The following is a 19,039-nucleotide window of genomic DNA, read 5'->3' as shown; positions in this document are numbered from 1 at the left end:
ACCTTTTCTGAGCAGAATCACGATGGCGCGCATTGTATACCTCATGCTTTGACGCGCGCACCGTGAGCGCGATGATTGGACCTTGCCATCATCCAATAACAGCAAAGGCTCTAGTACGCCGCGCGATAGATCTTTTCGATATCGACGGCACTCAACTTGCGCGGATTGTTGCGCATCAAGCGCTCGATCCCCGCCGCTTCCACGGCCATGGACGGGATGGCGTCCTCGGGCACACCGAAGCTGCGCAGGCCCTGGGGAATTTCCACAGCGGCACACAGTTCGGACATGGCTTGCACGGCTTTGTCGGCCGCTTCGTTGATGCTCAATTGAGCGGTCTTCACGCCCATGGCCTCGGCGATATCCTGCATGCGTTCGATGCAGGCCATCTTGTTCCAGGTCATGACATGGGGCAGTAACAAGGCATTACTGACTCCATGGGCAATGTTGAAACGCCCGCCCAGCGGATACGCCAGCGCATGCACCGCGCCAACCCCGGCATTGCCGAACGCCATGCCGGCCATCAGGCTGGCAGTGGCCATGTCTTCGCGCGCTTGCAGGTTCGACGGGTTGGCGTAGGCCTTGGGCAAAGCCTTGGCGATCAACTTGATGGCGCCGATGGCCAGGGCATCGGTAATCGGCGAGGCGTTGACCGACAGATAGGACTCGATGGCATGCACCAGCGCATCGACGCCGCTGGCCGCCGTGACGCTGCGCGGACAGGTCAGGGTCATTTGCGGACTGACCAGCGCCACATCCGGCAACAGGTAGTCGCTGACAATGCCCTTCTTCAGTTGCGCGAGCTTGTCGGAAAGGATGGCGACGTTGGTCACTTCCGAGCCGGTGCCGGCGGTGGTCGGGATGGCGATCAGCGGCGGGCCTTTGCGCGGGACCTGATCAATACCGAACAAATCCTCCAGCGCACCGTGGTACCCGGCGTAGGCCGCCACGCTCTTGGCAATGTCGATGGCACTTCCGCCACCGAGGCCGATCAAGCCGTCATGCCCGCCGTCGCGATAGACCTGCATGCAATCTTCGACGATGGCAATTTCCGGGTCCGGCAGTACCCGGTCGAAAATCTCGTAACTACGTTCGCCCAGCTGTGCCAGGGCCAGTTCTACCGTGCCGGACTTGACCAAGACGGCATCGGTGACGATCAGCGGGTTGTCGATGTCCAGGCGTGTCAGCTCGGCGGCCAGTTGCTCGATGGCACCTGCGCCGGTGATCAGTTTGTGAGCGATTTTGAAAGAGGAAAGACTCATGTGCGCAGCCTCTTATAGGTAGGGGAGCTGGGCACAATAGTAGCTGGGGATTTCGGGTTGTCTTCCATTCAGGTCGTGAATGACCCAACAGACACTGGAGATCCAATGTAGGAGCGAGCCTGCTCGCGAAGACGGACTGACAGTCACTATGGATGTCGACTGAAAGTCCGCTATCGCGAGCAGGCTCGCTCCTACAGTTGATTGGTGTGAAGGCTTAAACCTGCGCCGTGCGCAGTTTCTCGCTACGCCCACGCAGCCATTCCAGGGTCAGCAACAGGATCACCGAGAAGGCAATCAGCAGCGTCGCGGCGGCGGCGATGGTCGGGCTGAGGTTTTCGCGGATACCGCTGAACATCTGCCGTGGCAGGGTCGCTTGTTCGGGGCCGGCAAGGAACAGCGTCACCACCACTTCATCGAACGAAGTCGCAAAGGCAAACAGCGCCCCGGAGATCACGCCCGGCGCAATCAGTGGCAAGGTCACCCGGCGGAACGTGGTCAGCGGCGAAGCGCCCAGGCTTGCCGCAGCCCGTACCAGGTTCTGGTTGAACCCCTGCAAGGTCGCCGACACTGTGATGATCACAAACGGGACACCGAGCACGGCATGCACGACGATCAGCGAGGTATAGCTGTTGCCAAATCCCAGTGGAGCGAAGGTCAGGTAACTGGCCACACCAATGATCACCACCGGCACCACCATCGGCGAAATCACTAGCGCCATCACCAGCGGCTTGCCCGGGAAATCGCCTCGGGTCAGGCCGATCGCCGCCAGCGTGCCGAAGATCATCGCCAGTACCGTCGCTGCCGGGGCCACGATGATGCTGTTCTTCAACGAACGCATCCATTCCGCCGAGGCAAAGAAGTCCTGGTACCAGTGCAGCGAAAAGCCTTGCAGCGGATAGACCAGAAAACTCCCCGAGTTGAACGACAGCGGAATGATCACCAGCACCGGCAGGATCAGGAACAACAGAATCAAGCCGCAGAGAATCCGCAAGCTGTAGAACCACACCCGTTCGATGGGCGACATATAAGGACTCAGCATTTCGTTCTCCCCTTAGCTCAGGCGCAGGCGGCTCGCGCCCACCAGCCAGCTGTAAATCAGATAAAGCACGACCGTCGCGAGCAACAGTAGCCCACCGAGTGCGGTCGCCATACCCCAGTTGATGCTGGTGTTGGTGTAGAAGGCGACGAAGTAGCTGACCATCTGGTCGTTCGGGCTGCCCAGCAATGCCGGGGTGATGTAGTAGCCGATGGCGAGGATGAACACCAACAGGCAACCGGCGCCTACACCGGCATAGGTCTGCGGGAAGTACACCCGCCAGAAGCTGGCGAACGGATGGCAGCCGAGGGAAATCGCGGCGCGCATGTAGGTCGGCGAGATGCCTTTCATCACGCTGTAGATCGGCAGGATCATGAACGGCAGCAGGATGTGCACCATCGAGATGTAGACACCGACGCGGTTGAACACCAGCTCGATCGGCTTATCGATGATGCCCATGGCCATCAGGCCGCTGTTGATCAGGCCACCCGATTGCAGCAAAACGATCCACGCCGCGACCCGTACCAGGATCGAGGTCCAGAACGGCAACAGCACCAGGATCATCAGCAGGTTGCTCTGCCGTGATGGCAGGTTCGCCAACAGGTAAGCCAGGGGATACGCCAGCACCAGGCAGATCACGGTGATGATCAGGCCCATCCAGAAGGTGCGGGCGAAGATGTCGAGGTAGATCGCCTGGTCCGGGGTGGCCGGGGCGATTTCGCCGAGGTCGTCGATGCGGTGATCGACAGCCGCCAGCAGGTAATACGGGGTAATGTTGCTGGTGTTGCGGCGCACCGCTTGCCAGTAGGCCGGGTCGCCCCAGCGCTCATCGAGACCTTCCAGCGCTTCTTTATAGGAGGCAGGTTCAGTGGCGAGCGGCAAGGCGCGGGCAGTTTTGGTCAGCAGGCTACGGTAGCCGGCCAGTTCCATGTTCAGGCGTTTGGACAGATCGCCCAGGGTCTGATTCTTGCGAGCGTCGGCGAGGTCTTCGGCCGCCGCTTTGTAAACCGGTTCAGCGGGCAGGCCGCGGCCGTCCCAACTGGCGATGGCGGTCACGGTACGCGGCATGCCGCCGACCACTTCCGGGTTGCCAACGCTTTTGTAGAGCAGCGCCACGATCGGCACCAGGAACACCAGCAACAGAAACAGCACCAGCGGTGCGATCAACGCTTGGGCCTTCCAGCGGTTGACCCGCTCGGCATGCTTGAGCCGCTGCTTCAAGGTGGGGCTGGTGCCCTCGTTCAGGGGAACGGCGATAGCCATGACGTACTCCGGGAATCTTTGATCGTTACAGAGGTGGAAATACCACCTCGATCGTTATTGTGGGAGCGGGCTTGCTCGCGAAGGCGTCAGCACATTCAGCATCGCTGTTGACTGACACTCCGTCTTCGCGAGCAAGCCCGCTCCCACAGGTGGGGCAAGCCCACCATCACAAGGTTCTGCTTACTTGGCAGCCCAGGCGTTGAAGCGCTGTTCCAGTTGCTCGCCGTTGTCAGCCCAGAAGCTGACGTCGATCTGCACCTGGTTGGCGATGTTTTCCGGGGTAGTCGGCATGTCTTTCAGGACATCCTTGGTCAGCAGGGGTACAGCCTGGGTGTTTGCCGGGCCGTAGGCGATGTTTTCCGAGTAGGTCTTCTGCTGCTGTGGCATCACCGAGTAGGCGATGAACTTCTTCGCGGCTTCAGCGCGCTTGGCATCCAGACCTTTTGGAATGGCCCATGCGTCGAAGTCGTAGATACCGCCGTTCCACACGACTTTCAGGTTGCTTTCTTTCTGCACGGCAGCGATACGACCGTTGTAGGCCGAGCTCATGACCACGTCGCCGGAAGCGAGGTATTGCGGCGGTTGTGCGCCGGCTTCCCACCACTGGATGTTTGGCTTGAGCTCATCGAGCTTCTTGAACGCGCGGTCCTGACCGTCTTTGCCGGCCAGCACTTTGTAGACGTCTTTCGGCGCAACGCCGTCGGCCATCAGTGCGAATTCCAGGGTGTACTTGGCGCCTTTACGCAGGCCACGCTTGCCCGGGAACTGCTTGGTGTCCCAGAAATCCACCCAGCTGGTCGGTGCGGTTTTCAGCTTGTCGGCGTTGTAGGCCAGCACGGTCGACCACACGAAGAAACCCACGCCGCAAGGCTGGATGGCGCCCTTGACGTAGTCTTCGGTCTTACCGAACAACTTCGGATCAAGCTGTTCGAACATGTCTTCGTCGCAACCACGGGACAGTTCCGGCGATTCAACCTCTACCAGATCCCAGGACACGCTCTTGGTGTCAACCATGGCCTTGACCTTGGCCATTTCACCGTTGTACTCGCCGGCCACGATCTTGCCGTTGCCTGCCGCTTCCCACGGTGCGTAGAAGGCTTTGACCTGAGCCGCCTTGTTCGCCCCACCAAAGGACACCACGGTCAGGTCCGGGCCGGCCGCCATTGCGTGTGCCGCGCCCATCATGCCCAGTGCCAAAGCGGTGAATTTCAGGGATCTCAACATTTATTGTTCTCTCCACGTGCAGGGTTGGTGTTGGTGTTGCCGGGGCGATCAATGCGCCTCTAAAAGTGGGTCGAGTGCGCGAACGTGCTCGACCTGCCAGCCAAGCGGTACCACGTCGCCGACGGCGAGCGAGGGATCAAGCTCGGCAATCGGCTGTTTCACGAAGAAGTCGGTCTTACCGCAGACTTCCATGCGAACCCGGACGTGGTCGCCCAGATAGATGAATTCCTCGACTCGCCCGGAGAAGCGGTTGACGCATTGGTCGCTGGAGCCATTGAGGCTCACTCGCTCCGGACGAATGGACAGGGTCACCGGCTCGCCGGTCTGGCCGATGTTGACCGCCAGCGCTTCGACTTTTTCCCCGCGACCAAGCTCAACCACGCAGCGCTCGCCGCTCTGGCTGACCAGTCGGCCATTGAGGCGGTTGTTCTCGCCAATGAAGTTGGCGACGAAGGTGTTTTTCGGCTCTTCGTAGAGGGTGCGCGGTGGCGCGATCTGCTGGATTTCGCCTTGGTGGAACACCGCCACACGGTCGGACATGGTCAAGGCTTCGCCCTGATCGTGGGTCACGTAGACCACGGTGACGCCCAGGCGCTGGTGCAGGTGCTTGATCTCCATCTGCATGTGTTCACGCAGTTGTTTGTCGAGTGCGCCGAGGGGTTCGTCCATCAGCACCAGTTGCGGCTCGAACACCAGCGCGCGGGCCAATGCCACACGCTGTTGCTGACCGCCGGAGAGCTGCGCAGGGTAGCGCTGGGCGAAGGCATCGAGCTGGACCATGCTCAGCACGCGCTTGACCCGGGCACTGACGTCGCTCTTGTTCATGCCGCGTACGGTCAGCGGGAAAGCCAGGTTCTCGGCCACCGTCATGTGCGGGAACAATGCGTAGTTCTGGAACACCATGCCGATGTCGCGCTTGTGCGGCGGCACGTTGTTGATGGCGCGCCCGGCCAACAGGATTTCGCCCGCGGTCGGCGTTTCGAAACCAGCGAGCATCATCAGGCTGGTGGTCTTGCCGGAGCCGGACGGCCCGAGCAACGTGAGGAATTCGCCTTTGCGAATGTCCAGGTTGAGGTCCTTGACGATCAGGTTCTCGCCGTCGTAGCTCTTCTGCACTCCACGAAAGCTGACCAGAACATCATTGGCCCCTGCGCTTGAATCGACCTGGCTCATACCCACACCTTTGTTATTGATGACTGCTGTGGGACTAAGCCTAGTGGACGCTGGGTACCGCGCAAATCGGGGCGCAAGAGAGATTCCCCTAAGCCGGATGGAAGGCTGGGGGTAGGGATTGCCCTACAAGGATGGCGCGTTTTGGCAAACGCAGGGGCAAGGGGTCAGCTACAAGCCACAAGAACAAGCCCATGCGGTATCTGGAGCTGTCGTAAATGGATATGCCACCACCGGACCCACATTGAGTTTCGGTGTGGTTTAGAGGAGCTTGTGCTCCATCGCGTACTTCACCAGTTCCGCCAGCGAGGTGATGTTGAGCTTTTGCATCAGCCGCGCCTTGTGGGTACTGATGGTCTTGCTGCTCAGCGCCAGTTGCTGGGCGATGTCGTTGACGTTGGCGCCCTGGGCCAGGCGTTCGAACACGGAAAATTCGCGCTCGGAGAGTAACGAGTGCAATGGACGCGAGTCGGTAAGACCGACCTCGAAAACCATGCGGTCGGCCAGTTCCGGGTCGATATAACGCCCGCCTGACGCCACTTTGCGAATGGCCGTCAGCAACAGTGCCGGGTCGCTGTCCTTGGTCGCATAACCGGCAGCGCCCACCTTCAACGCCCGGGCGGCCATCTGCGCTTCGTCGTGCATCGACAGCACCAGGATCGCCGGTGGATTGTTCAGGGCGCGAATCCGCGGAATCGCTTCCAGGCCGTTGACGCCCGGCATGGAGATGTCCAGCAACACCACTTCGCAGGGCACATGACGCAAGGTGTCGAGCAACTGCTCGCCATTGCTCGCTTCCCCCACCACCAACAAGTCCTTGGCCAGGCCGATCAACTGCTTGATGCCTTCGCGAACGATGGTGTGGTCTTCGGCTACCAGTACACGGATCACGTTCTTCTCCAGGTTCAAGATCTATCGCGAGCAAACAATAGATAAACATCAGGCTGCATCCAGCGGCACTCGCACACTCAGGGTCGTGCCCTCACCCGGCTCACTCTCAAGCGACAACTCACCGCCCATGATCAACACCCGCTCGCGCATGCCGACCACCCCAAAGGATGTCGGCCTGCCAGCTGCGGCGACAAATCCTACGCCATCATCGCTGACCGTCAGACACAATTCGTCGCCCTCAAGGGCCAGTGTCAGTTCAACAGTATGCGCCTGGGCGTGCCGCATGACATTGGTCAGCGCTTCCTGAAGGATTCGAAACAGGCCGATTGCCTTCGCATCGCTGAGCACTGGCAAATTGTCCGGCACCTGCACCAGACACGGGATCTGCGTGCGCGCCTCGAATCGGCGGGCCTGCCACTCAATGGCCGAGGCGATGCCAGCGTCGAGAATCGGCGGTCGCAATGCCGTGGCCACATCGCGGACCAACTGAAACAACTGAGCGATCAAGCGCTTCATGCTGTTCAAGCGCTCGTTCAGACCGGGATCAAGTTGCGCGTAAGCCAGTTCGCACATGGAGGTTTCTAGCTTGAGCACGGTCAGCATCTGACCCAGTTCATCGTGAACTTCCCGGGCAATGCGCGCTTTTTCTTCCTCGCGCACGCTTTCCAGGTGCGCGGACAACTCACGCAGTTGTTCCCGGGAGCTGGCCAGTTCAAGTTCGATGCGCTTGCTCTCGCTGATGTCCCAGACGATCCCGTCCCAGACATAGGCGCCGTCTTCCAGCCGGCGGGTGATGGCCTTGATTTCCGCCCAGCGCTGCTCGCCCTGACGGGTGAGGATTCGCCCCTGCCACGACCAGTCGCTGTCGGTATCCAGCGCATGATCCTGGGTCTGGTGATAGCTGGCCTTGTCATCAGGATGCACGAGGCTGCGCAGGCCTTTATCGCGATGCGCCAGCGTGGCCGGCGAGTAACCCACCAGGCTTTCGCTGCCTTCGCTGATGTAGGCAAAGTCGATCTGACCGGTCACCGGCGCCCGCTCCAGCCGGAAAACCAGTCCCGGAACGTTGGCGGCGATACCTTGCAACCGCGCCTCGCTTTCCTGCAAGGCCGCCAGGGCACGACGCCGCTCCGTGACATCGTTGAGGTAAACCACCAGGTATTCGCCATCGCGAAAGCGCAGAAAACTCAATGAGACATCGGCCGGCAGGATGCTGCCATCGGCCCGCACGCAATTGGATTCGAAGCTTTGCGGGCCATCTTCACTGGCCCGGGCGCGCTTCCACAGGTTCAGCCAACGGTCCATGTGCAGGCCAGGCTCGAAATCGATCAGGGGCCGATCGATGATCCCGCCGGCCGGATAGCCCAGCATGCTTTCCGCCGCGCGGTTGGCGTAGCGCACATGGCTGTCCCAGTTGACCCAGAGGATGCCGACGGTGCTCTGGTCAATGGAAAACTGGGTGAGCCGCAAGGCCTCTTCGCTGGCGGCGCGCAAGGCGATGTCTTCCTGCGCGGCCAGCAGGCGCTGTTCCAGGTTGTGCTGCTGGCGACGCTGCCAGAACACGATGGCCATGCAACTCAACGTCAGCACTGCCAGCAACAGGCAGAGGTTTTGCCAAAACCCCGGAGACTCGGTGAGCCGCGGATACTTGGGCTGCAGCCATTGATTGTGCAGTTGCTCCAGATCCTTGGCCGGGATCGCCCGCAATGCACTTTCGACGATGCCCGCCAGTTCAGGTTTGTCGCGGAGCGTGGCCACCCGCAGCAGCTGTGGCAGGCCGACATCCCCCACCACCACCAACCCGGCGAACTCCGGCTCGACCGACAAGCGTCCCAGCTGCGCCTCATCGATCACCGCATAAGCCGCCTGCTGGCCAACCAATAATTGCAATGCCTGGCGTTCCATCGGTACGCCTTGCAGATTCAGGTGCGGGTAGTTGCCGCGCAGGTAATCGGCAATGGCACTGGGCATCCGCACGGCGACGCGGGTCTGGCTATCGAGCTTTTCCAGCTCGACAGCGCCAGCGCTTTTCTGGTCGCTGACCACCAGTTGCGGCACCCGCATGTAGGGGTCTGAAAACTGCCAGAGGCGCAGCCCGCCAGGTGTCTGGGTCAGCCCCGGGGCGATGTCGATCTCGCCCTCGCGGGCCGCGGCTTCCAATTGTTCAAGGTCAGAAAAATTGCGCCAGCTCAGTTCGACATTGAGGTTTTTCGCCAGCCACTTCATCAACTCGACGTTCACCCCGGACAGGCGCTGCAAGCGACGATCGTATTGCGCATAGGGCGCCTGCAGCACCACGCCGACCCGCAACTCGCTCTGCTGCGCCAGCCAGTGCTGCTGTTTCGGGGACAGTTGGGCAACGGGCGCCGGAGGCGCGACGGCCGCCCAGCCCATCAAGGGAAACCACAAACAGCCGATAACCCACAGGCAGTGAAAACGCATCATTGAACTCTCACACACTGACAAATACTGACCAACCCATTAGGCTGCCGGAACATCTTCTGGCCTGGAATATCCGATGCCCCTTGTCTACCGCCTGGCACTGCCAGCATTGTGCCTGTCGCTGATCCTGCCTTGCGCTTTTTCCGTCAAGGCGGCCGACCCGGCGCCCGCCACGGAGGAAAAAACCGCCGAAGAGAAACCACTCGAACGTCAGCCGCTGCCTGAGCGTAGTCAGGAAGAAGCGACTGCACTTGAGCGAAAGATCCCGGCTCAGGAACAGCTACAACTGCAAGCAGGCACCGACACGTTTCTGGCCTTGTGGAGACCGGCCAATACCGCCGAACCCAAAGGCGCGGTGATTATTATCCCGGGCGCCGGTGAAACCGTTGACTGGCCGCAAGCGATCGGCCCTTTGCGGCGCAAATTGCCGGATGCCGAGTGGAGCAGCCTGAGTATCACCTTGCCGGACCTGCAAAGCGATGCCATTGCGCCACGAATCGTCGAAGCAGCACAGGCTCCCAAGCCCCCCGAAACCGTCAGTAAAGACTCGACCACCGCCGCCCCCATCGAACAGGTGGCCGGTGGCGAGGCCGATGTGGCCGACAAGGCCGTCGCCGGAACCAGCGAAGAACAGTCCAAGGCAGATGCCGAGCGCATCTTCGCCCGGATCGACGCCGCGATCGCCTTCGCCGAACAGCAAAGCGCCCGCAGTATCGTGGTGTTGGGGCATGGTTCCGGCGCCTATTGGGCCGCGCGCTACCTGAGCGAGAAGCAGCCATCGCAGGTCGAAAAACTGGTGATGGTTGCCGCCCGGACACCTGTGGTGGCCACGCCCGGGCTGGCAGAGCTGACCCCGACCCTGAAACTGCCAACCGCGGATATTTTCTACAAGGACAAAGCGCTGGATCGCGACACAGCACTGGAGCGACTGCAGGCCAGCAAACGCCAGAAGTCATCGGCATTCAGCCAGGTTGCACTCAAGGCGTTGCCGGATACCAAGGCCGAACAGGAGCAACTGTTCCGTCGGGTGCGGGGCTGGTTGAGCCCGCAGAACCCGGCGGGCTGACAGACCGAGGCGCCTTCATCGCGGGCAAGCCACGCTCCCACAGGTTTTATGCCGATCACAAAATTGCGTACGACACAAAACCTGTGGGAGCGAGCTTGCTCGCGATAGCGGTATTACTGGCGACGTAAGCTTTCCGGGCTAGCGAAAATCCCGCCGCTCCCGAATCAGCGTATAGGCGTTATGCAGTTCACGCGTTCGCTCGGTGGCCTCACGCACCTGCATCGCCGTCGCGCCACTGCCAGCAATCTTGTCCGGATGATGACGACTGAGCAGGCGCCGATAAGCACGCTTGATCTGTGCCGGCTCAGTGGTGGCCGACACGCCCAAAAGCCTTAACGCGTCCTGATAATTTGGCACGCTGCTGCCCAATGGCCGCTTCTGCGGCTCATAGTCGTGGGCCAACGCTTGTACCTGATGGGGCGTCCAGCCCAACCACTTGCCCCATTGGCCAATCAATTGACGTTCACTGCTGCCGGCACGACCATCGGCCCACACCATTCGCCAGCAGGCGCGCAACACGCCTTCTGCCGCATGGGGCTGGGCACTCAGGCGACGCAGATAACCGTGTAACCGGTCGCGGCCCGACTTGCCGCGATTGAACGCGGCAATCGCACGACGCCGGGCCGACTCGGACATGTCCAGCGAGCGCATTTCCGCTCGGGCCTGTTCGATGTGCCCAGCCATCACCTGGCCGTCACACTTGGCCAGGCGCCCCAACAAGACAAACAGCAACTCATCGTTACGCAGCACCGGGCGACCGCCCAGCTTTTCCCACAAGTGCCCCCAGCTTTGCAGGTGCAAGCGCCGGTCCAGCGCCTGCCCCAACAACGCGCCGAGCATGGCCCCCGGAATACTGGCTATGGCAAAGCCTGCTCCGGCTCCGATCAGAGTCCCTGGCCACAGCATGTCAGCGGCTCGCTTCTATCAATGTTTCAACTTCGGCCAGACGCTCGTGAGTGCCGACATCGACCCAGTGCCCCCTCAATTGCTCTCCGGTCACCTGACCGTCAGCCATGGCTTTGCGCAACAGCGGCGCGAGCTTGAAGGCCCCCGCGGTGCAACCGTCGAACAGCTGCGGATGCAACACGGCGATGCCGCTGTAGGTCAGAGTGGCGGCCTCCGGCTGACCGTCGCGCACCTGCGTTCCGACCAGGCTGAAGTCCCCGGCCGGATGATGGGGCGGGTTGCCGGCCAGCACCAGGTGCGCCAGGCCGTTGATGGGCTGATGCAGCACGCTGAAGTCGTAATCGGTCCAGATGTCGCCATTGACCACGACAAACGCTTCATCCCCCAACAACGGCAACGCGTGGAAAATCCCACCGCCGGTTTCCAGGGGCTGGCCTTCCGCCGAGTATTGAATGCTCACGCCATAGCGCGATCCATCGCCCAGATAGTCTTCGATCTGCTGACCGAGCCAGGCGTGATTGATCACGATGTCAGTGAACCCGGCGGCGGCCAACGCTCGCAGGTGATACTCGATCAACGGCACTCCGCCTGCACGAACCAGCGGTTTTGGCGTGGTCAGGGTCAGCGGGCGCATGCGTTCGCCTTTACCCGCGGCCAGAATCATTGCCTTCATGCGCTCACTCCGACACGCAGACTGGCCAGCAACACATCCAGCTCGGCCAGTTCAGGGCGACGAGCGATCACGCCTTCTATGTACGCAAAGAAACGCGGCACATCGCCCAGGTAACGCGGCTTGCCGTCTCGATGGCAGATACGCGCGAAAATGCCGATGACTTTCAAGTGGCGTTGCACGCCCATCAAGTCGCTGGCACGCAGGAAGTCCTCGAAGTCGGGCTGAACCGGAATTGCGAGGGCACCCGCTTGCTGCCAGTAGCTTTCGAGCCAGCCGTGCACGCGTTCTTGCGGCCAGCTGAGAAATGCGTCCTTGAACAGGCAGGTCACGTCGTAGGTCACCGGGCCATACACCGCATCCTGGAAATCCAGCACACCGGGATTGGGCTCGCTGAGCATCAGGTTGCGCGGCATGTAGTCGCGATGCACCAGGACTTTTGGCTGTGCCAGGGCGCTGTCGATCAACAGTTCGCTGACCTGCTGCCAGAGCACTTGTTGCGCCGCGTCGAATTCGATGCCCAATTCGCGCTTCACGTACCACTCGGGGAACAGTTCCAGCTCACGACGTAACAAGGCCACGTCATAGCTCGGTAGAGGCGCAACCATCGGTAACTGCTGGAAAGCCAGCAACGCTTGCAGGGCATCCCTGAACAAATCGTCGGCGTTTTCGCTGTCGATGACGTCCAGATAGGTCTTGTTACCCAGGTCATTGAGCAATAGAAAACCGCGCTCGAGGTCTTCGGCATAAATTTTCGGCACATTTATTCCGGACTTTGCCAGCAAAAAGGCGATATCCACGAAGGGTTTGCAGTTTTCCTGGGGCGGCGGCGCGTCCATCACGATGAAACTTTTGCCACCGCCTTCCCAACGGAAATACCGCCGAAAACTCGCGTCGCTGCTAGCCGCAGTCAACGTGGCCGGGGGTACAATGCCCCAGCCCTGCTCGGCAAAAAGGGTCGCCAATTGTTCATCGAGCCAAACTTTCAGGTGTTGCAAGCGTACATCTTTATCAGGCATTGCAAGGGTCTCCGACGGCGCTAGCCGTCAAGCGGGTCATGCTTTATTATCCAGCATCTTTTTCAGACCATCGAGAGGCGTGCGGCCCACACCGCGGGCAGATGGCACGCAGGAAGCCCGGACTAATAAGATGGCATTGAAATCCCCCGCGTTTGGTAAAAAATTTCCGTTGTTGGTTACCGGCAGTTTGCTGGCGCTGCAACCCCTCGCCACTTCCTATGTGGTCGCCGCGGAACAGTTTGACTGCTCAGTCTCTGCTTCGGGTTCCTGGAACTGTGCACCAAAGTCGCCGGCGGCTGCATTGCCACCGCGTCCCGTTCATGATGGCAGCGCAGTTTCCGCCACCGGCGAAGCCCCGGCCGAGAACGGTTCCAGCGAAGACACTGGCGCCAAGCCGGTGCTGGTCACCGAGTCCAAAGGCCGTGGCCTGAAGTCGCGTAGCGCAGACTACAGTCACCTCGACTGGGTTCCCCGCGAGCAGCTCACCGCCGCACAATTGGCCGAAACCGGTCCTTATTGCTCTGGTTCCTATATCGAACCGATTCGTCCTGGCATGAATGACAAGACGAATAAAAGTGACGCACCCACCTTTATCGGTGCAAAAGCCTCCCGCTATAAGCAGGATGAGCAGGTCGCGACCCTGGCCGGCGACGTTGTCATGCGTCAGGGCAGCATGCAGGTCGAAGCCGATGAAGCCAACCTGTACCAGGCTGAAAGCCGTGGCGACCTGAACGGCAACGTGCGCATTCGCGACAACGGCGCACTGATCGTCGGCGACCACGCCGACGTGCAGCTCGACACCGGTGAAGCCAAGGTCGACAACGCCGAATACGTGATGCACAAATCCCGTATCCGCGGTAATGCGCTGTACGCCAAACGTGCCGAGAACGCGATCATCCGCCTCAAGGATGGTACGTACACCACGTGCGAACCGAACAGCAACGCCTGGCAGCTCAAGGGCAACAACATCACCCTGAACCCGGCCACCGGCTTCGGTACGGCGACCAACGTAACGCTGCGGGTCAAGGACATTCCGGTCCTGTACACGCCGTACATCTATTTCCCGATCGACGACCGTCGCCAGTCCGGCTTCCTGCCGCCGACCATCGGCACCGGCAGCGATACCGGTTTCATGCTGGTCACCCCGTACTACTTCAACCTGGCACCGAACTACGATGCCACGTTGTACCCGCGCTACATGGAAAAGCACGGCTTGTTGATGGAAGGCGAATTCCGCTACCTGACCAAGTCCAGCGAAGGCCAGTTCGGTGCGGCGTACCTCAACGACGAAAGCGACGAACGCGACAAGCAGAGTGACGCCGAAAAAACCCGCTACATGTACAACTGGCAGCACAAGGGTGGTCTAGACTCGCGAGTGCTCACGCAAGTCGACTACACCAAGATCAGCGATCCGTATTACTTCCAGGATCTGCAGACCGACCAGATTGGCATCAAAAGCAGCGACTACGTGAACCAGCAGGGTTCCGTCACCTATCGCGGCGACAGCTATACCGCTCGCGTGAACGCCCAGGCATACCAACTGGCGACCGTGTCGAACATTACGCCGTACGACCGCCTGCCGCAGCTCACCCTCGACGGCATGCTGCCTTATCATCCGGAAGGCCTGGACTTCACGTACAACACCGAACTCGTACGGTTTGACCGGGATCTGCAGAGCGGAACATACTTTGACGAAGACGGCGTCGGCTCTCCCCGCCTTGATAACAACATTCAAGGCCTGGCTCGCGCCAATGGCGACCGACTCAACCTGGCTCCGGCTATCAGCCTGCCATTGAACTGGACCTACGGCTTCCTGAAACCGAAGCTCAAGTACCAGTACACCCAGTACCAACTGGATCTGGACAACACCGGCAAGGCGCAGATCGCCGCGCAAAGCGCAGAGCAGGACAAGCTCAGCGGGACCTTCGACAGCAACCAGAACCGTGGCGTGCCGATCGCCAGCATCGACAGCGGCCTATACTTCGATCGCAATACCCAGTATTTCGGCAAGAACTACCGCCAGACCCTCGAGCCGCGTCTGTTCTACCTGTACGTGCCTGAAGTCGACCAGGAAGACATCCCGGTATTCGATACCAGCGAATACACCTTCAACTATGCATCGCTGTTCCGTGACAATCGTTTCTCCGGTTCCGACCGTGTCGGCGACGAGAACAAATTGTCCCTGGGTGTGACCAGCCGCTGGATCGAAGACAACGGTTTCGAGCGTCAACGCATCAGTGTCGGCCAGGCCTTGTACTTCAAGGACCGTGAAGTCCAGTTGCCAGGCGTGAACTTCAACGACCGTGACGACGCCAAAGCCAGCGTTTCCCCATATGCACTGGAATACGAGTATCGCTGGAACCGCGACTGGCGTACCACGGCCGACTACAACTGGGACCCGGACAGCCGCAGCCCTCGTTCGGGCAGCGCGATGTTCCACTACCAGCCTGAGGACAACCCGAACAAGGTCGTCAACGTTGGCTATCGCTATCGTAACGACCAGGTGATCTACAACCAGAACACCGGTAAATGGCAGTTCGGCGGTGACTACGGCACCCCTGGCCAGCCTGGTTTCGTGAAGGATTACTACAAGATCCAGCAGCACGACTTCTCGGTGATCTGGCCGATCGTGCCGCAATGGAGCGCTATCAGCCGCTGGCAGTATGACTACAACCGCAACCGTACCCTGGAAGCCTTCGGTGGTTTCGAGTACGACAGTTGCTGCTGGAAACTGCGCCTGATCAACCGCTACTTCGTTGATTATGACGAGTTCAGCCAGCAGGCACCGCAAAACGAAAAAGGCGACCATGGCGTCTTCCTCCAAATTGTTCTGAAGGGACTCGGCGGCCTCACCGGCGCCAAGGCAGAGAGCTTCCTCGACAAAGGCATTCAAGGTTATCGTGAACGTGAAGACCAAGCTTTCTGATTGTCTGCGCCCGCTGATGCTGGGCGCGCTGTTCCTGAGTACGGCGGCCAGTGCCGCCGTACAGTCCATCGATAAAGTGGTGGCCATCGTCGACAACGACGTGGTCATGCAGAGCCAACTGGACCAACGCGTTCATGAAGTTCAGCAAACCATTGCCAAGCGTGGTTCTGCCGTGCCCCCGGCCAGCGTCCTGGAGCAGCAGGTACTTGAGCGCCTGATCGTCGAAAACCTGCAATTGCAGATCGGCGAGCGCTCCGGCATCCGCATTACCGACGAAGAGTTGAACCAGGCTGTCGGCACCATTGCCCAGCGCAACAACATGTCGGTCGAGCAGTTCCGTGCCGCACTGACTCGCGACGGCCTGTCCTACGATGACGCACGTGAGCAGATTCGTCGCGAAATGGTCATCAGCCGTGTGCGCCAGCGTCGGGTTGCCGAACGCATTCAGGTCTCCGAGCAGGAAGTGAAAAACTTCCTGGCGTCCGACCTGGGCAAAATGCAGCTGTCCGAAGAGTTCCACCTGGCCAACATCCTGATTCCTACGCCGGAAAGCGCCAACTCCGACGCGATTCAGAATGCAGCCAAACAGGCCGATACGATTTACCAGCAGCTCAAGCAAGGCGCTGACTTCGGTCAGTTGGCAATCGCCAAGTCCGCCAGCGAAACCGCACTGGAAGGTGGTGACATGGGCTGGCGTAAAGCCGCTCAACTGCCTCCGCCGTTCGATCGCCTGCTGAGCACCATGCCGGTGGGTGATGTCACCCAGCCAATGCGCACGCCGGGCGGCTTCATCATCCTGAAGATCCTCGACAAGCGTGGCGGCGAGACCCAGATGCGCGATGAAGTGCATGTGCGCCACATCCTGGTCAAACCGAGCCCGATCCGCGACGAAGCGAAAACCAAGGCCCTGGCTGAGTCGCTCTACAGCCGTATCGAGGCTGGCGAAGACTTCGGCGAGCTGGCGAAAAGCTACTCGGAAGACCCGGGTTCCGCCCTCAACGGCGGCGACCTGAACTGGATCGACCCGAACGCGCTGGTGCCCGAGTTCCGCCAAGTGATGGCCAAGACCCCGCAAGGTCAGCTGTCCAAGCCGTTCCAGACTCAATACGGCTGGCACGTCCTGGAAGTTCTTGGTCGTCGCGCCACCGACAGCACCACACAGGCTCGCGAGCAGCAGGCAATGACCGTTTTGCGTAACCGCAAATACGACGAAGAGCTGCAAACCTGGCTGCGTCAGATCCGTGACGAAGCGTACGTGGAAATCAAACTCCCTGGCGCCGACCAGGCAGCGCAGTGAAACCCCAACGTTTCGCGCTGACACCCGGCGAACCGGCCGGCATAGGTCCAGACCTGTGCCTGCTGCTCGCCTCGCAAGCCCAGCCACACCCCCTGATTGCCATCACCAGCCGCGATCTGCTCATTGAGCGGGCCGCGCAGCTGGGTGTGGCCGTCGACTTGCTGCCGGTTACGCCCGACAACTGGCCGGATGCACCCGCGCCAGCCAACAGCCTGTATGTCTGGGATACACCGCTCAATGCCAAGGTCGTCGCCGGGCAACTGGACAAGGCCAACGCTGCCTTCGTTCTGGAAACCCTGACCCGCGCCGGCCAGGGCTGCCTGAGCGGAGATTTCGCCGGCATGATTACCGCACCGGTGCACAAAGGCGTGATCAACGAATCCGGCATCGCCTTTTCCGGGCACACGGAGTTCCTCGCCGACCTGACCCACACCGCGCAAGTGGTGATGATGCTGGCCACACGCGGTTTGCGCGTAGCCCTGGTGACCACTCACCTGCCCCTTCGCGAGATTGCCGACGCAATCACGCCGGAGCGTCTGGAACGCGTCACGCGAATCCTGCACGCCGACCTGCAAGACAAGTTCGGCATCGCCCAACCGCGCATCCTGGTCTGCGGGCTCAACCCCCATGCCGGCGAGGGCGGACACCTGGGCCATGAAGAAATCGATATCATCGAACCCACATTAGAGCGCTTGCGCGGCGAGGGCATGGACCTTCGTGGCCCCCTGCCCGCCGACACTCTGTTTACCCCCAAATATCTGGAGCACTGCGATGCGGTGCTGGCGATGTACCACGACCAGGGCCTGCCGGTGCTGAAGTACAAAGGCTTCGGCGCGGCAGTCAACGTGACCCTCGGCTTGCCGATCATCCGCACCTCGGTCGACCACGGCACAGCCCTGGACCTGGCCGGCAGCGGCAAGATCGACACCGGCAGCCTGCAAGTCGCCCTGGAAACCGCCTACCAGATGGCCGAGACCCGTTTATGACCGAGCACTACCAACACAAGGCGCGCAAACGCTTTGGCCAGAACTTCCTGCACGATGCCGGCGTTATCGACCGCATCCTGCGCTCCATTCATGCCAAGGCAGAAGACCGCCTGCTGGAAATCGGCCCGGGCCAGGGCGCACTGACCCAAGGCCTGCTCAGCAGCGGCGCGCAACTCGACGTGGTGGAGCTGGACAAGGACCTGATCCCGATCCTCAACCAGCAGTTTGCCGGCAAGAGCAACTTCAACCTGCATCAGGGCGATGCGCTGAAGTTCGACTTCAACAGCCTGAATGCCGCGCCTGGCAGCCTGCGTGTGGTCGGCAACCTGCCGTACAACATCTCCACGCCGCTGATTTTTCACCTCTTGCACAACTCGCACCTGATTCGCGACATGCACTTCATGCTGCAAAAGGAAGTGGTCGAGCGCCTGGCGGCCGGCCCTGGTGGTGGTGACTGGGGCCGTTTGTCGATCATGGTTCAGTACCACTGCCGGGTCGAGCACCTGTTCAACGTCGGCCCGGGCGCGTTCAACCCGCCACCGAAAGTCGACTCGGCCATCGTGCGCCTGGTGCCCCACGCGGTACTGCCGCACCCGGCCAAGGATCATCGCCTGCTGGAACGCGTCGTACGCGAAGCGTTCAACCAGCGCCGCAAAACCCTGCGCAACACCCTGAAGCTGCTGCTGAGCAATGCCGAAATCGAAGCCGCCGGCGTCGATGGCAGCCTGCGTCCCGAGCAACTCGACCTGGCTGCCTTCGTGCGCCTGGCTGACAAACTCAGCGAACAAAAGCCTGCCACAGACTGACAAGCGATGAGCGCTATCGGGTAGGACGCCACTCTGGTCTACTACCCGATACTTGGCCTAGACTGAACCCCAACAGCT

The 19,039-nt window shown here is 60.7% G+C and carries 15 protein-coding genes; 5 read left to right on the top strand and 10 right to left on the bottom strand.

Translation table 11 applies throughout. From position 1 onward, the window contains the following. Positions 1-110 precede the first annotated feature (110 nt). The 7 genes from KGA85_RS19355 to KGA85_RS19325 form a co-directional block, all read right to left on the bottom strand. Positions 111-1,259 carry an iron-containing alcohol dehydrogenase gene (locus KGA85_RS19355; protein WP_223460284.1) on the bottom strand — a complete coding sequence of 383 codons (1,149 nt, stop codon included), beginning with the start codon at positions 1,257-1,259 and terminating at the stop codon, positions 111-113. Between the two features lie 214 nt (positions 1,260-1,473). Then, the gene (locus KGA85_RS19350) at positions 1,474-2,298 is read right to left on the bottom strand and encodes an ABC transporter permease (RefSeq protein WP_046039496.1); all 825 of its coding nucleotides are present in this window, start codon (positions 2,296-2,298) and stop codon (positions 1,474-1,476) included. A gap of 12 nt (positions 2,299-2,310) precedes the next feature. Further along, the gene (locus KGA85_RS19345; RefSeq protein ID WP_223460285.1) at positions 2,311-3,558 is read right to left on the bottom strand and encodes an ABC transporter permease; all 1,248 of its coding nucleotides are present in this window, start codon (positions 3,556-3,558) and stop codon (positions 2,311-2,313) included. A gap of 180 nt (positions 3,559-3,738) precedes the next feature. After that, positions 3,739-4,782 (bottom strand): ABC transporter substrate-binding protein, encoded by a 1,044-nt coding sequence (locus KGA85_RS19340; protein ID WP_223460287.1) that lies wholly within the window; start codon positions 4,780-4,782, stop codon positions 3,739-3,741. 48 nt (positions 4,783-4,830) lie between these two features. Continuing rightward, entirely contained in the window at positions 4,831-5,955 is a 1,125-nt protein-coding gene (locus KGA85_RS19335; RefSeq protein ID WP_223460289.1) for an ABC transporter ATP-binding protein, read from the bottom strand. Positions 5,956-6,213: 258 nt separating this feature from the next. Next, on the bottom strand, positions 6,214-6,843 hold the full coding sequence (locus KGA85_RS19330) for a response regulator transcription factor (protein ID WP_008051638.1): 630 nt from the start codon (positions 6,841-6,843) through the stop codon (positions 6,214-6,216). Between the two features lie 48 nt (positions 6,844-6,891). Continuing rightward, positions 6,892-9,288 carry a PAS domain S-box protein gene (locus KGA85_RS19325; RefSeq protein WP_223460291.1) on the bottom strand — a complete coding sequence of 799 codons (2,397 nt, stop codon included), beginning with the start codon at positions 9,286-9,288 and terminating at the stop codon, positions 6,892-6,894. Positions 9,289-9,361: 73 nt separating this feature from the next. On the opposite strand from KGA85_RS19325, the gene KGA85_RS19320 reads away from it, so the two are divergent. Further along, entirely contained in the window at positions 9,362-10,351 is a 990-nt protein-coding gene (locus KGA85_RS19320; protein ID WP_223460293.1) for an alpha/beta hydrolase family protein, read from the top strand. A 138-nt stretch (positions 10,352-10,489) separates the two neighbouring features. On the opposite strand, the gene KGA85_RS19315 is transcribed toward KGA85_RS19320, so the two are convergent. From KGA85_RS19315 to KGA85_RS19305, 3 genes are read right to left on the bottom strand one after another with little or no spacing between them, the layout of a single operon-like run. Continuing rightward, entirely contained in the window at positions 10,490-11,257 is a 768-nt protein-coding gene (locus KGA85_RS19315) for a TerB family tellurite resistance protein (RefSeq protein WP_223460295.1), read from the bottom strand. Between the two features lies 1 nt (position 11,258). Continuing rightward, positions 11,259-11,930, bottom strand: coding sequence for an N-acetylmuramate alpha-1-phosphate uridylyltransferase MurU (gene murU / locus KGA85_RS19310; RefSeq protein ID WP_223460297.1), 672 nt, complete (start codon positions 11,928-11,930; stop codon positions 11,259-11,261). Then, complete coding sequence (locus tag KGA85_RS19305; RefSeq protein ID WP_223460299.1) at positions 11,927-12,946, bottom strand: aminoglycoside phosphotransferase family protein; 1,020 nt, start codon at positions 12,944-12,946, stop codon at positions 11,927-11,929. The genes murU and KGA85_RS19305 overlap by 4 nt, the downstream gene beginning before the upstream one ends. A gap of 130 nt (positions 12,947-13,076) precedes the next feature. Here KGA85_RS19305 and KGA85_RS19300 point away from each other — a divergent pair, with 130 nt between their 5' ends. Genes KGA85_RS19300 through rsmA form a run of 4 tightly spaced genes read left to right on the top strand, consistent with a single transcriptional unit; the run spans position 13,077 to position 18,961 of the window. Then, a complete protein-coding gene (locus tag KGA85_RS19300; protein WP_223460301.1) occupies positions 13,077-15,872 on the top strand; it encodes an LPS-assembly protein LptD in 2,796 nt (931 codons plus the stop codon). Continuing rightward, the gene (surA, locus tag KGA85_RS19295) at positions 15,853-17,169 is read left to right on the top strand and encodes a peptidylprolyl isomerase SurA (RefSeq protein ID WP_223460303.1); all 1,317 of its coding nucleotides are present in this window, start codon (positions 15,853-15,855) and stop codon (positions 17,167-17,169) included. The genes KGA85_RS19300 and surA overlap by 20 nt, the downstream gene beginning before the upstream one ends. Beyond that, positions 17,166-18,155: a 4-hydroxythreonine-4-phosphate dehydrogenase PdxA gene (pdxA, locus tag KGA85_RS19290; RefSeq protein ID WP_223460304.1), complete on the top strand. Its 990-nt coding sequence runs from the start codon at positions 17,166-17,168 to the stop codon at positions 18,153-18,155. The genes surA and pdxA overlap by 4 nt, the downstream gene beginning before the upstream one ends. Then, complete coding sequence (rsmA, locus tag KGA85_RS19285) at positions 18,152-18,961, top strand: 16S rRNA (adenine(1518)-N(6)/adenine(1519)-N(6))-dimethyltransferase RsmA (protein ID WP_223532697.1); 810 nt, start codon at positions 18,152-18,154, stop codon at positions 18,959-18,961. Before pdxA ends, rsmA begins: the two co-directional genes overlap by 4 nt. Positions 18,962-19,039: the final 78 nt, after the last annotated feature.

It is taken from the genome of Pseudomonas sp. GL-B-12 (assembly GCF_019955895.1).
Classification (GTDB): domain Bacteria; phylum Pseudomonadota; class Gammaproteobacteria; order Pseudomonadales; family Pseudomonadaceae; genus Aquipseudomonas.
The sequence above is the reverse complement of the archived record's forward strand: the minus strand, read 5'-3'. Positions and strand labels throughout refer to the sequence as shown.

Coding starts and splice junctions, on each gene's coding strand:
- KGA85_RS19355 (WP_223460284.1), bottom strand. CDS start 1,259: ATGAGTCTTTCCTCTTTCAAAATCGCTCACAAACTGATCACCGGCGCA.
- KGA85_RS19350 (WP_046039496.1), bottom strand. CDS start 2,298: ATGCTGAGTCCTTATATGTCGCCCATCGAACGGGTGTGGTTCTACAGC.
- KGA85_RS19345 (WP_223460285.1), bottom strand. CDS start 3,558: ATGGCTATCGCCGTTCCCCTGAACGAGGGCACCAGCCCCACCTTGAAG.
- KGA85_RS19340 (WP_223460287.1), bottom strand. CDS start 4,782: ATGTTGAGATCCCTGAAATTCACCGCTTTGGCACTGGGCATGATGGGC.
- KGA85_RS19335 (WP_223460289.1), bottom strand. CDS start 5,955: ATGAGCCAGGTCGATTCAAGCGCAGGGGCCAATGATGTTCTGGTCAGC.
- KGA85_RS19325 (WP_223460291.1), bottom strand. CDS start 9,288: ATGATGCGTTTTCACTGCCTGTGGGTTATCGGCTGTTTGTGGTTTCCC.
- KGA85_RS19320 (WP_223460293.1), top strand. CDS start 9,362: ATGCCCCTTGTCTACCGCCTGGCACTGCCAGCATTGTGCCTGTCGCTG.
- KGA85_RS19315 (WP_223460295.1), bottom strand. CDS start 11,257: ATGCTGTGGCCAGGGACTCTGATCGGAGCCGGAGCAGGCTTTGCCATA.
- murU (WP_223460297.1), bottom strand. CDS start 11,930: ATGAAGGCAATGATTCTGGCCGCGGGTAAAGGCGAACGCATGCGCCCG.
- KGA85_RS19305 (WP_223460299.1), bottom strand. CDS start 12,946: ATGCCTGATAAAGATGTACGCTTGCAACACCTGAAAGTTTGGCTCGAT.
- KGA85_RS19300 (WP_223460301.1), top strand. CDS start 13,077: ATGGCATTGAAATCCCCCGCGTTTGGTAAAAAATTTCCGTTGTTGGTT.
- rsmA (WP_223532697.1), top strand. CDS start 18,152: ATGACCGAGCACTACCAACACAAGGCGCGCAAACGCTTTGGCCAGAAC.